Annotated in this window: 9 protein-coding genes; 1 reads left to right on the forward strand and 8 read right to left on the reverse strand. The window is 45.1% G+C overall.

Annotation, left to right across the window (positions count from 1 at the left end):
- Position 1 precedes the first annotated feature (1 nt).
- From AC0OMA_RS16950 to helD, 4 genes are all read right to left on the reverse strand, one after another.
- Complete coding sequence (locus AC0OMA_RS16950) at positions 2 to 2,014, reverse strand: Na+/H+ antiporter (RefSeq protein WP_015714699.1); 2,013 nt, start codon at positions 2,012 to 2,014, stop codon at positions 2 to 4.
- 255 nt (positions 2,015 to 2,269) lie between these two features.
- The gene (gene cysI / locus AC0OMA_RS16955) at positions 2,270 to 3,985 is read right to left on the reverse strand and encodes an assimilatory sulfite reductase (NADPH) hemoprotein subunit (protein ID WP_047183176.1); all 1,716 of its coding nucleotides are present in this window, start codon (positions 3,983 to 3,985) and stop codon (positions 2,270 to 2,272) included.
- Between the two features lie 25 nt (positions 3,986 to 4,010).
- A complete protein-coding gene (locus AC0OMA_RS16960; RefSeq protein ID WP_474222445.1) occupies positions 4,011 to 5,828 on the reverse strand; it encodes an assimilatory sulfite reductase (NADPH) flavoprotein subunit in 1,818 nt (605 codons plus the stop codon).
- A 170-nt stretch (positions 5,829 to 5,998) separates the two neighbouring features.
- Entirely contained in the window at positions 5,999 to 8,323 is a 2,325-nt protein-coding gene (gene helD / locus AC0OMA_RS16965; RefSeq protein ID WP_474222277.1) for a DNA helicase IV, read from the reverse strand.
- Positions 8,324 to 8,902: 579 nt separating this feature from the next.
- Here helD and AC0OMA_RS16970 point away from each other — a divergent pair.
- Positions 8,903 to 9,337, forward strand: a complete 435-nt coding sequence (locus tag AC0OMA_RS16970) for a hypothetical protein (protein WP_474222278.1) — start codon at positions 8,903 to 8,905, stop codon at positions 9,335 to 9,337.
- Between the two features lie 109 nt (positions 9,338 to 9,446).
- Here AC0OMA_RS16970 and AC0OMA_RS16975 read toward each other — a convergent pair whose 3' ends face one another.
- From AC0OMA_RS16975 to AC0OMA_RS16990, 4 genes are all read right to left on the reverse strand, one after another.
- A complete protein-coding gene (locus AC0OMA_RS16975; RefSeq protein WP_003228419.1) occupies positions 9,447 to 10,058 on the reverse strand; it encodes a trimeric intracellular cation channel family protein in 612 nt (203 codons plus the stop codon).
- 186 nt (positions 10,059 to 10,244) lie between these two features.
- Positions 10,245 to 10,661 carry a disulfide oxidoreductase gene (locus AC0OMA_RS16980; RefSeq protein ID WP_003228417.1) on the reverse strand — a complete coding sequence of 139 codons (417 nt, stop codon included), beginning with the start codon at positions 10,659 to 10,661 and terminating at the stop codon, positions 10,245 to 10,247.
- Positions 10,662 to 10,665: 4 nt separating this feature from the next.
- On the reverse strand, positions 10,666 to 11,334 hold the full coding sequence (gene bdbD, locus AC0OMA_RS16985) for a disulfide bond formation protein BdbD (RefSeq protein WP_003228414.1): 669 nt from the start codon (positions 11,332 to 11,334) through the stop codon (positions 10,666 to 10,668).
- Between the two features lie 119 nt (positions 11,335 to 11,453).
- A complete protein-coding gene (locus AC0OMA_RS16990; RefSeq protein WP_474222279.1) occupies positions 11,454 to 13,562 on the reverse strand; it encodes a heavy metal translocating P-type ATPase in 2,109 nt (702 codons plus the stop codon).
- Positions 13,563 to 13,658: the final 96 nt, after the last annotated feature.

Here is a 13,658-nt window from a genome sequence, read left to right on the forward strand (position 1 = left end):
TTTATTCGCCGCCTTCAAGCATGGCGGCTTCGACATCATTAATGTATTGGCGAAGCTCATGGGAAATGTCCCGGGAAATTTCCCTCTCCTCAAAGAGCGTTTGAATTTCATTTCTGATCGCCTGCACAGCCTTCAGCTTCACTTCCAGCTTCTGATTTTCAAAATGGGCACTTGATTTTAACTCATGATGGCTGTGCTCCAGCCTGAAAATTAACTGCTTATAGAATGTAATGACAGATAAAAACACTTCTTTATGCTCTTCCGTCTTATGTTTTTCCAGATATTCTATCGCTGCTTTTGCCGTTTTCACTCTTGTTGCCCGTATCAATCCCGCTTCATTTAAAATCGACATCTCCGGCTTTTTATGTTCACCGAAGAAAATCCAATACATCAGCCTCTTGAGCCTTGTTTTTGATAATCCGACTTTAAACGGGTTCGCATACAAAATTTCCAACTCGTTAAATCGTTCTTGCAGCACATTTGCTGTTTCTTCCGGGATGTCTCCCCGCTCCAGCATTTTCATCAGCGCCTCTTGCTCTGCCTTAACCCCTTGGGCACGGACTTTACGCTCGTGCTTTTTGATGCGATTAGACGATGTATATTGCTGAAAACGAAGATTTTTCATTTTCTCATTGTATTCAGCTATCACCGCAAGAGAGGCCGTTTTGTTTGTCTCATTCATGTCCTCTTTAATCGTTTGAAGGGCTGTTTTGATCAATTTGCGTCTCGCCGTCAGCAGCTTCTTGTTTCGTTCCTCGTCCTCTTCTTCTTTTTCAGTCAGAATCGGCAGCACAACGGTGGCAATGACAAGCGTGCATAAAATGACGCCGGCTGCTAAAAAGAGAATCAGATTTCTTTCCGGAAACGGCGTGCCGTCCTCCAGGAAATACGGAATGGAAAAAGAACCTGCAAGCGTTACTGCTCCACGCACACCGGAAATCGAAATTAACAGCGTCGAACGAAGACCCGGTTTATAGATGTTCTGATCTTTATTAAAGAACCATTTGCCGTTCCAGAAGAACAGCACCCACAGGAATCTCAGGAGCATTAACGTAAATGTGATGACTAGGATATAGCCGATCACCTTCATGTTGCTGATGGCAGTGTCGTTAAAGATAACAGAAATAACATCAGGGATTTGCGTGCCGAGAATAACGAAGACCAGGCCGTTCAAAATAAATAAAATAATGTTCCACGTACTTGAGGAGACGATTTGCAGCTTGATCATCGTAGATTCCAGACGATCCTGTTCAACCGCATGGGTAATACCGCCAGCCACAACAGCTAAAATGCCGGAAACGCCGATTTCTTCAGCTGCCAAATAAATCACAAACGGCGTCAGAATTTGAATCAGCATATGCATCGTGACATCCTGCATGCCAAGGCGGCGCAGAAATAGGCGAAAACGAATAATCAAAAATGAAATGACAACCCCGCACAGCAAGCCTCCGAGAGAAATAAAGACAAAGCTGACAGCCGCTTGTGCTAATGAAAATGCACCAGTCACTGCCGCTGCAATCGCAAACTTAAAGGCCACCAGACCTGATGCGTCATTCATCAGCCCCTCACCTTCCAGCAGGCGAAGAATCCCTTTTGGCATTTTCACTCTTCCTGATAATGCGCTGACAGCGACGACATCAGTCGGTGAAAGAATGGCCGCAAGTCCAAAGGCCGCTGCCAGCGGAATAGCAGGAATCATCCAGTGAATCGTGTAGCCGCCTACAATCACAGTCGCAAATACAAGGCCGAGTGCAAGCAATAAAATCGGAGCCCTTAAATTCCAAAGCTCTGCCCGCGGTGTCCTCTTTCCATCATTAAATAGCAGAGGCGCGATAAACAGAACAAAAAACAATTCGGTGTTTAATTCAAAATGAAGTCCCTGTGGAAATGAGGCGGCAAGAATCCCAAGAGCCACTTGAATCAGCGGCACCGGAATAAACGGAATAAACCGGTTCACGATATTAGAAATCGCAATAATCGTTAATAATACGAGCACAACTAAAAATATGTCCAAATGCATGACCTCCTTCGTCTGTTGTGTGTCGGCATGATGAGCCAAAAAATCTGTTTGTCTAAAAGCCGCTAAGCTAGTCTGGCCTTGCATCCGCTATGTGGTTTCGCAGGAGTTCCCTCCACACTTGTCTTCTTTTATAGTACCCTTTTTAGGGTATTTTTTCTCATGATATGCTCACAGTGAACTTTTTTGCAGCAGAGCAAATTACAGAAAAAAGAGACAGGAAGCTATTCCCTGTCTCTCTTCTTAGTTTTCTCAATCATGAAAATTCGTACCGTCAGTTGTTGCTTTAATAATGCCCGCACGGATGACAAAGTCACCGAAATGCTCGCCTTCCTCGCGTTCTTTCGCATAGCGGGAAAGAAGGACGCGCAGCTCGCTTAAAATGTCTGCTTCACCGATGTTTTCACGATACATTTTGCTTAAACGGCTTCCGTCAAACGCAGCGCCAAGATACATATTATATTTGCCCGGCGCCTTTCCGATAAATCCGATCTCACCGAGCGCATGACGTGCGCAGCCGTTCGGGCATCCTGTCATGCGAATGGTGATTTCCTGATCACGAAGGCCGTTTTCGTCAATAATCTCTTCAATCTTATCTAACAGGGTCGGCAAATAACGTTCTGCTTCAGCCATTGCCAATCCGCAGGTCGGAAGAGCGACGCACGCCATCGAGCTGCGGCGGAGCGCTGAATGGTGCTTGCCGTCAGTTAGTCCGTATTGTTCAATTAAAGCACTGATTTCTTCTTTTTTATCGCTTGAAACGTTCGCAATCATTAAGTTCTGATTGGCTGTCAGCCGGAACTCACCTGTATGAACTTTGGCGATTTCCCGCAAGCCCGTCATCAGCTTATAATCATCGTAATCCGTTATACGGCCGCCTTCGACAAACAGCGTGAAATGCCATTTATCCTCGATGCCTTCCACCCAGCCGTAGCGGTCGCCGTTATGATCGAAATGATACGGCTTCGCTGCTTCCAGGCTCCAGCCGAGACGGTTTTCCAATTCTTCTTTTACGTTTTCTAAACCGAGGCGGTCAACTGTGTATTTGAACCGCGCATTTTTACGGACAGAACGGTTGCCGTAATCACGCTGAATCGTAATCGTTTTTTCAGCAACGTCATACATTTGCTCAGGCCGGCAGAATCCGATCACCTTGGCTAATTGCGGATATGTCGCAGTATCGCCATGCGTCATTCCCATACCGCCGCCGATTGCCACGTTAAAACCGATCAGCTTGCCATCCTCGACAATCGCAATGAATCCGAGATCTTGTGAAAAGACGTCAATATCATTAGACGGCGGAACGGCAATACCGATTTTAAACTTCCGCGGCAGATAGAGCGGTCCGTACATTGGCTCGACTTCTTCCTCCGGCGTGCCGGCAACTCTTTCCTCATCAAGCCAAATTTCATGATAGGCTCTCGTCCGCGGCAGCAGATCATCACTTAATTTTTTAGACCACTCGTATACCTCTGAGTGGATTTCAGATTGATAAGGGTTTGATGCACACATGACGTTACGGTTTACGTCTCCGCAGGCTGCGATCGTATCCAAAAGTGCTGAGTGGATCGTCTGAATGGTTTTCTTCATGTTCCATTTCAGAATCCCGTGCATTTGGAACGTTTCACGTGTCGTCAATTTTAATGTGCCGTTCCCGTATTTCTGGGACAGGTCATCCATGACAAGCCATTGTTCAGGCGTTGAGACACCCCCTGGCATACGCACGCGCAGCATGAACTGATATGCGGGCTCAAGCTTCTGCTTTTGGCGTTCATTTCGGAGGTCGCGGTCATCCTGCAAATAACTGCCGTGGTGTTTCATCAGGCGGTTGTCATCATCCGGAATTCCGGCACTGATTCGATCGAGCATCACTTCTTTCAGCGTGCCGCGCAAATAATCACTTTCTTTTTTTATGCGTTCAACATCACTTGGAGAGCCGTCCGGTGCTTTTAAAATTTTGGTCACCATGTTGAAAAACTCCTTTCAAGTCAAATCAATATACATCACGCTGATAGCGTTTTTGCTGCTGCATATCGGCAAGATAAGCCTCCGCTTCTTCGCGGCTCATATTGCCTTCTTTTTCGATAATTTCAAGCAATGTGTGATGGACGTCATGCGCCATGTGCTTTTCATCTCCGCAAATGTAAACAGCCGCTCCTTCTTGAAGCCATTCAAACAATTCTGCGCTATGTTCAAGCATGCGGTGCTGCACATATACTTTTTCTTCCGTATCACGTGAGAACGCCACATCCATTTTTGTCAGCACACCGTCTTTGAGCCAATTCTGCCACTCTGTCTGGTAAAGGAAATCCGTGACAAAGTGCTGATCGCCAAAGAACATCCATGCCTTTCCTTCCGCTCCCGTCTCCTCACGCTCCTGCATAAAGGAACGGAAAGGTGCGACGCCTGTCCCAGGGCCCACCATGATAATCGGTGTTTCAGGGTCTTTCGGCAGCTTAAAGTTTTGATTGTGCTGTACATAAACCGGCAGTGTGTCTCCCGGCTGCAGACGTTCCGCGCACAAAATCGAGCAGACGCCTTTTCGTTCACGGCCGTGCGCATCGTAGCGGACTGCGCCGATTGTTACATGCACTTCATCCGGATTTGCGGATAAACTGCTTGCAATCGAATAAAGGCGGGCTGGCATTTTTCGCAAAATCGAGACAAACTCCTGCGCAGATACACTAAATGGGCCATAGTCACGGACGAGATCAAGCAAATCGCGCCCTTCAATATAGGCTTTTACATTCTCCTCATTTCCCGGGGCTAAAAGTTCTCTAAGTTCATCGTTCCCTGTCAGCTGAGCTGCCTGTTCAAGAAGCGGTTTTGTGAGAACGGTAATCTCATAGTGAGAAATCAGCGCTTCTTTCAGCGGACGGACATCACCTTGCTTATTAAGCGTCACAATTTCTTCCGGGTCCCAATTCATTTCCTTAAGGAGCAGCTCGACAAGTTCCGGATCGTTTTCCGGATAGACGCCGAGGCTGTCACCAGGCTCGTAAGTCAGGCCAGATCCTTCAAGAGACAGCTCCACATGGCGTGTTTCTTTATTTGATCCTCTGCCGTTTAAATTTAAATTTTCTAACACTTCAGCCCGAAACGGGTTTGTTCTGGAATACGAAGACTCACCGGTTTGAGACACAGCCGCCGGCGCAGGCGCGGCGCTTCCGCCCCCAGCTTCATTTAATCCTTTCAATACACCCTCAAGCCATTCGGCTGCCGGTTCATCATAGTCAAGATCGCAATCAACGCGCGGAGAAATCCGTTTTCCGCCGAGTTCTTCTAAGCGCTGATCAAATTCTTTCCCTGCCTGGCAGAAAAACTCATACGAACTGTCACCAAGCGCCAAAACGGAAAAGCGCAGGTCTTCAAGCTTAGGCGCCCGTCTTCCGTGCAGAAATTCATGAAACGACAGTGCGTTATCAGGCGGCTCGCCTTCTCCATGCGTACTGACGACGATTAAAAGATTGGTTACCTTCTTCAGCTGATTCGGCTTAAAATCGCTCATGGATGAGACGGTCACTTGAAAACCGCTCTGTTCAAGCTGCTTGCCGGCATTTTCTGCAAGCCCCTGTGCGTTTCCCGTCTGTGAACCATAAAGAACGGTCACTTCTTTTGAAACGGCCGGTGCCGGTGCTTCCGCAGACAGAGCTGCCGCCGGCGCACCCGCAGTTTCTTGGGCGGAAACAGATTGAGCGGATAAATATCCGCTCAGCCAGATTTTCTGGGATTCGGTCAAGGTCGGCAGAAGGCGGTTAAGGAGCTCTGCCTGCTCCTGATTAAACGGACTGTTCATTACCTGAAGTTGCAACATATCCACCTCACAAAGTTATAAACTGATCGAAAATTGCATCTAATTGAACTTTACCGGAATACTAGGCTTAAGTAAAATATATTTACATGATGATAACTATTAAGAATCCTAATGATAAAACGGCTATGCTTCATGTAAATAAAAAAAAGAGAAGGACTCCCTTCTCTTCATTCAGCAATCTGATATAAGTGAGGCGGCACAGCGGTTACAAACGGACTGGCTGCACCTGTATAAAATACCGCCAGCATGTGCATCGCACGGGTGCACGCAGTATATAAAAGCCTGCGGTCGTGCTCTGTATGATAGTGTTCTTCAGATGCATCATAGACAAGCACTGCGTCAAATTCAATTCCCTTCGCTAAATACACCGGAATCACGCAAACACCCTTTTGGAATGTTTGATTTTCTTTATGAATCAGGCGAACATCTGTATATTCACTCATGTGGGCGTGTGCCTGTATGCATTGCTGCGCAGTCTTGCAGATGACGGCTATTGTTTCGTGCCCTTTTTTCTTGAGCCGGCCAATTTCTTGCGCGAGCTTTTGGCAAAGGCTCTCATGTCCTTCAGTTTTGACAACGAGCGGCATTTCCCCGCTTCTATTAAATGGCTCAATATCCGCTCCATCTTGAAGCATCGCTTTGGTAAACTCGACAATCTGCCTTGTTGATCTGTATGTTCTCTTTAAACGAACATACTCAGCAGGATCATCCTCAAAGCACGCATCCATACGCTGATCCCCGTGTATGGTATGCGCGTAGATGGACTGATTGATATCACCGAGCACTGTCATGCTGGCAGCCGGAAAAATGCTTCTCATGTAAGCCATCTGAAACGGTGAATAGTCCTGGGCTTCGTCAATAAATAGATGTTTGATCTTCGTATTTTTCTTTCTGCCCTCAATCAGATCCTGCATATAAAGAAACGGTGCCGCGTCCTCATAGAGCAATTTATTATCCGTAAATGCCAAACGGGTCAGCTCGCCTATCACGGCCATCTTCTCATCCTGAAATTTTCCTCCCCAGCCAGAAAACAATTGCAAATACAGCTGTGTAACATCAAGAAATGCAAGGAGCCTGACTGCCTGTTTGAGCGGTTTGAAAGCTTTTTTCACAATGATGGCGGCAAGCAGCTGCTGCTCTCTTTGATAATCGTTAAACGTACTCTCGCTGAACCGTTTCCTTTCCTGCAGTTTTTTGTACACGTCCAGGTAGTCCTCTTTGTCAAGCAGCTCAGCTTCATGAACGACCCAATCCTTTCGCCGTTCCTTTTTCTCAAGCTTGTTAAGCTCACTCAGCAGCCACTTCGCGGTTTGCTCCATCCGATTCGGAATGGAGTGATTTTGATCCAATGAGTAAAAATAGGATTGAATTTGCTCCTTTGTGATCAGCTTTTGTCCGCGGAATATAATATTTTTAAAAATCATCCCTTCAGAGGAAAGCCGTGTGACGTATTCATTAATGAATTGCTGAAAGGATAAACCCGCCTTCCATGTGATTCCCGCAAGCCTTGTTGGAAAATCGCCTTCCTTTGTTTCGGTCAGGCAATATTCGAGCTGATCAAAGGGGCTTTCACATTTGAACTTGCGGCCAAGACGATGCTCGATATATTCCTGAAACGTCGCCTGCTCCATATTCTCTTCTCCTAACTCCGGCAAAACAGAGGAGACATAGCTGTTAAATAAGAAGTTGGGAGAAAACAAAACGATTTGTCCGGCATCAATGACGCCGCGGTGCCTGTATAACAAATAAGCGACACGCTGAAGCGCAGCCGATGTTTTCCCGCTGCCAGCCGCTCCCTGCACGATCAGGACCTTGCTTTTTTCATTACGGATAATCTGATTTTGTTCTTTCTGAATCGTAGACACGATGTTTTTCATTTGGGTATCGGAGTGATGGCTTAATACCTCTTGCAGCATTTCATCACCAATCGTCATATCGGTATTAAACATCGCCTTGAGAGTGCCGTTTTTGATCATAAACTGGCGTTTCAGCACCATCTCCCCTTCTATCGTTTCACCGGGCACCTCGTACTCCGCTTTTCCTGGGGAATAATTGTAGTACAAACTTGATATCGGCGCCCTCCAGTCATAAATCAGAAAGTGTTCCTCCTTCTCATCCAAACAGGAAGCTAAACCGATATAAATTCGCTCTGCCTGTTCCTCGCCGTTTTCAATAAAATCAATCCGGCCGAAATAAGGCGATTTTTTTAATTGATGAATTCGTTTGAGCTGCTGATCCATGCGCCGATGATTCTGTTCCCGATCAGACAGCAGCTCTGCCTGCTGCTTAATGCTTGCCATCGTTTCAATCGCTTCATGGGCATCATCAAAATTAACCTTAACATCTTCCCAAAAGCTTTTTCTTAATCCGATGATATCATGCTTCAACCCGCCCGCAGACGTTTCCAGAAACCGCTCTTTTTTTTCGAGCTCCTGCAGCACCTCATCTATTCTCGACTGCTCTTCCTTCCATTCCTTATCCTGCTGATTCATGAACGGCACCTCCAGAAAATAGTTGACAAACATAGATGAAATACTGTAAAATATAATTGGATACATATATTAAATATATGATGAAAACTGGCAAATACAATTTATAATAGCACATTCACCCAATATCGTTCAAGGTTTGGGTTATTTATATGCATTAAAAAACCGATTTCAACTCGAGATCGGTTTTTTATTTTAAAATTTCACATTGATCACTGTTGGACGTGCTTTTCTTAGGTTGCGACTCTTCTCTTTCATCAGTATCGATTCCTTATTCCATTCAATCTTCGATATAATATTTCTTTTTCATTTTAAAAACACCGCAGAGCTTTACCGTGTTTGTCTGTTCATCTAACGTGAAGAATGACTAAACTGGCTGTTATTGTCATCTTCCATAAAGCAACTACATCCTTGCTATCGTATCTATAGTCGCAGTAAAATAGTCATTTTCCATCCAATTTCGACATATTTCAACAAATTGAAGTTTTTCATTTGGGAGAATAGGACGATGTTACATTATTTCTCTCGGTTTATGATATAAACATGAAGAAAGAATCAGAATTAGTTAGGAGGAAATACTCAGTGAAGAAAAAGCTATCTATGATGTTGCTGGCATTCGTCGTAGCCGTAACAAGTTTTACTGCTATTGACCTAGTAAACAACAAAGCGGAAGCTAAAGATTGGGTTAAAAAAGGGCAAATATGGAGTACTCATTACCATTCGGGCTCATTTAAAAACTATACTTACTCGCCAACATTTCATATTTATTATCCAGGACAAGGAACTTGGGCCAACATGACAGCAAACGGATCAGGCAGCGGGAAAATTACAGCAACTCTGCAACAAAAGACAAATAAAGGCTGGAAAAATGTTAAAACTTTTTACGCAACGAAAAAAGGCTCTACAAATTTAAGTTACAAACAAGCTTCTAATAGCTACAAAACAAAATACAGATTCAAATTCACTAACTCAGGAACTAAAAAAACCATCAGCTATACCTTTTGGGCTACCTATTAATTTTCAATAGCTTTGCTCTGCGCGGTCAGCATTCGAAAAGGACTTTTTATTTGATCCCGGCAGGCTACCATAAAAGAAACCTCTCCATGACGGAGAGGTTTCTTTTATTTTACTGACTATCTAAGCGAAAAGAACGGTTTGGCAGCTTCCAATTAAACATATAGGAACAAACCCGGCAAACAACGAGCACGAAAAACAGAACGTATAAGCCGAACGAGTTCCCCAGCCAGCCCAAGCCGACGATTAAACCGCCGAGAGCCGCCCAGACTGCATAAATTTCTGCCTTCAGCACAAGCGGTTTGCGCCCGGCAAGAAGGTCACGGATGATTCCGCCCCCGCTTCCCGTCAGCACCGCAGCCACGATCACGGCACTAAGCGGATGGCCCATTTTGACAGCATACAGTGCGCCTTGGATAGCAAAGGCAGCGAGGCCGATCGCATCTGATAAATTGCCCCACTTATTCCAATGCTTCAGCAGCAGCTTCGGAAACAGAAACACAATTGTAATAGATAAAAGCGCGATTTGAAAGTACGCTCCCTGCTCCCATAGCGCTGACACCGGAACACCGATCAGCAAATTGCGGATCGCTCCTCCTCCAAAAGCGGTGACAATCCCTAATATATAAACTCCTAAAATATCATATTCCTCTTCCATCGCAACAATTGCGCCGCTGACTGCAAACGCAATGATGCCAATCACACTGAGCAGCTCCCAAGCCATTCTGATGACTCCCTTTTATGTTTGTTAAATTTTCTGACGACCTCTAGATTTTATAATCGCTCCAGCGTAAAATCAATAACATTTTTATGAGAAAAAAAGATAAATTTAGAGGGAATACGGCTATTGCTGATGGACATGAGTTTGCGAAATTAAAAAAGCGTCCGGCATACGCGGGCGCTTTTTTTGTTATTCAGATTTTTCGCCTTTCAGCAGGCACATAAAAATGATAATCAGGATAAAAGCAATCAGGGCCAGGAATGGAATCGTAATAAAACCAAACCAGTTAATATATTGGCCCGAGCACGGCACGCCGCTGACACATGGCTTAATGCCGCTAAAGCCGGGCACTTTTTGCTCTAAGTAATGCATGATCGAAATGAATGCCCCTATAATCGCCATCGGGAGCACATATTTTTTCACTCGTGTGTCCCCTTGAAAGGTGGCGATGCCTAAAATCAATACGAGCGGATACATGAGGATACGCTGGTACCAGCACAGTTCACATGGAATAAACTTTCTGATTTCACTGAAATACAGGCTGCCCAGCATAGCGATAAGAGCCACAACCCAGGAAGCATATAAAAATACGATTCTATTTTTCATATCGTTACTTCCCTTTCAGCTCTTTTTCTATTGTCTCTTTGATTTCATCATAATCCGCAAAATTTTTGATCACTTTATCATTGACGTAAATCGTCGGTGTTGCCTGTATGTTCATTTTTTGATTAAGGTCAGAATCCTTTTCCACTTGAGAAGCGAATGTTTCCTTATCAAGATTTTCCTTGAGCGTCTCAGGTTTTATCTTTGTGGTGCTTTTTGCAAGATCACCAAGGAGGCCTGGGGTTACCCATTCCTGTTCCGTATCCGGCTGTTTTTCGAACAGCTTTTCATGGAAATCCCAGAAAGAGTCAGGGTCTTCCTTCCATACTTCTTCAGATGCAAGAGCCGCTAACCTTGAACCTTTTCCATGGAACATGACGTTCACGAAAGAAAATTTCACATCGCCCTTATCAATAAAGTCTTTTTGTATTTTTGGAAAGATGTCACTGTTAAACACCTTGCAAGACGGACATTTGTAATCTCCGAATTCTACTACAGTTACCGGTGCATCGTCCTTGCCAAGCACAGGCTGCCCTTTGATAGACGGCTGTCCGGAAACCGCATCATTGCCTTGTTCCGTTTTGTTATTAATGATGACAATGGCTGCTAGCAATACAACAACCACAACCGTAAGGATGACCGCGAATTTCGCAGAAGACTGCTGTTTCTTTTTCACTCCGACACCTCATCGTTTTAAAATTAAAAAAGAAGCGGATCGCAATTGACCCACTTCTTTATTTTAACAAGACAAGCGCCGATAAGAAAACCCCGAAAAAATGAATTCTCTCCGACAATTTATTTGTTTTTGAGACGCATGACGCGCATGGCGTTCGCCACAGCAAGCAGTGTAACGCCGACATCAGAGAAAACAGCTTCCCACATGGTTGCAATTCCAAATGCACCAAGAATAAGAAAGATCGCTTTCACACCTAAAGCAAAGCCGATGTTTTGCCACACGATTCGCCGTGTCCGTTTCGCAATCCGAATCGCTTCCGCTATTTTTGAGGGCTGATCTGTCATCAGCACGATGTCTGCGGCTTCTACCGCGGCGTCTGAGCCAAGGCCTCCCATCGCGATCCCTATATCTGCGCGGGCAAGCACTGGTGTATCATTGATACCGTCACCGACAAAAATGAGTTTTTCATTAGGCAAAAGCTTAGCTTCTAATGCTTCGACCTGCGCGACTTTATCTTGCGGCAGCAGCTCTGCATATACCTCACCAATCCCAAGCTGTTTTCCGACGGCTTCTCCCGTTTGTTTCGAATCACCCGTCAGCATAGCTGTCTGTTTGATCCCAAGCGACTTCAGATCAGCAACCGCTTGTGCTGCGTCTTCCTTTATCTCATCCGCTATGATGATTGCTCCGGCATAGCGTTGATCAACAGCAACGTGTACGATTGTTCCAGCATTTTCATCCGGGACATCCTCAATTTGTTCTCTTTCCATGAGCTTTTTATTCCCAGCAAGGATCTCAGTTCCATTTACCTTTGCAAAAATGCCGTGGCCAGAGATTTCTTCGTATGACTCAATCTCATCGGAGGAAAGCATTTTCCCGTAAGCTTTACGCACAGATTCAGCAATCGGATGCTGTGAATGAAGCTCAGCATATGCCGCCGCTTCAAGTAAACTTTCCTTTGTAAATCCTTCAGCAGGTTTGATTTCTATCACTTCAAAGCTGCCTTTTGTTAATGTTCCTGTTTTATCAAACACAGCGTATTTGACTTGATTCAAAGCTTCTAAATAATTGCTTCCCTTTACAAGCACTCCGGCCTTTGAGGCCGCTCCGATTCCGCCGAAGAAACCGAGCGGAATAGAGACAACAAGCGCACAAGGACAAGAGATCACTAAAAAGATAAGCGCGCGGTACACCCAATCAGAAAGCGCGGCGCCAGAAAGAACAAGCGGCGGAACAAAGGCCAGCAATACCGCAATGATCACAACAGCAGGTGTATAATACTTGGCAAACTTCGTGATAAAGTTTTCTGTCCGGGCTTTACGGCTGCTCGCATTCTGAACCAAGTCTAATATTTTTGATACTGCTGATTCCTGATAGCCCTTTGTGACTTCAATATGCAGAACGCCGTTTTGATTGATAAAGCCTGACATTACATCTTGTCCTTCCGCAGCTTTTCTCGGAACGGACTCACCTGTTAAAGCAGATGTATCAACCATCGCTGACCCTTGCACGACTTTACCGTCCAGGGGTATGCTTTCTCCCGGATTAACCACAATGATGTCTCCTGTCTGAACGTCCTCCGGGGAAACCTGTTCGATGCCGTTCTTTGTTTTGAGATTGGCGTAATCAGGCCGTATGTCCATTAACGCACTAATTGATTTTCTGGAACGGCTGACCGCGGCTCCTTGAAAAAGCTCACCGATTTGATAAAACAGCATAACGGCGACCCCCTCAGGGTATTGCTGAATCAGAAAGGCGCCGATTGTGGCAAGAGCCATTAAGAAATGCTCATCAAACACCTGACCGCGGATGATGTTTTTGACTGCGCGGATCATAATATCACCGCCGATAATCAAATAAGCACCGAGGAAAAGGAAAAATTCAATGGTTCCCGAATGAACCAAATATGCCGCTGCGCCGAGAATGACAGCCGCCGCCATTCTGATCAGCATATTGACCATTCGATTACGATAGCCATCATCAGCTGATTTCTTTATATGCTTTTGGCGAACCGTTACATGCGGATCAATTGATTTCACTTTTTTCTCTACTTTGTTCGTAACCCATTGCTCTTCTTTCCCATCGGCTGAGACAGTTAAGGTGCTTGCCGCAAAATTTACCGCGCATCCGTCAATGCCTTTTATGCCTTTGACTCCATTTTCGATTTTTTGGGCACAATTGCTGCAATCCAAACCGTCCAGAACGTATTCCTGTTTCACTAGTCTCACCTTACCTTCCGATTTAGGGTTCCCTCTTCAAAGCGTATCAATGAGTATTGCATTCATTTTAATATATATGAGCATATACTCATATACAAGTTATAC

The organism is Bacillus sp. AMCV2 (assembly GCF_056033925.1).

Excerpts from the sequence above, each read along its gene's own strand:
- cysI (WP_047183176.1), bottom strand. The coding sequence starts at position 3,985 with ATGGTGACCAAAATTTTAAAAGCACCGGACGGCTCTCCAAGTGATGTT.
- helD (WP_474222277.1), bottom strand. The coding sequence starts at position 8,323 with ATGAATCAGCAGGATAAGGAATGGAAGGAAGAGCAGTCGAGAATAGAT.
- AC0OMA_RS16975 (WP_003228419.1), bottom strand. The coding sequence starts at position 10,058 with ATGGCTTGGGAGCTGCTCAGTGTGATTGGCATCATTGCGTTTGCAGTC.
- AC0OMA_RS16980 (WP_003228417.1), bottom strand. The coding sequence starts at position 10,661 with ATGAAAAATAGAATCGTATTTTTATATGCTTCCTGGGTTGTGGCTCTT.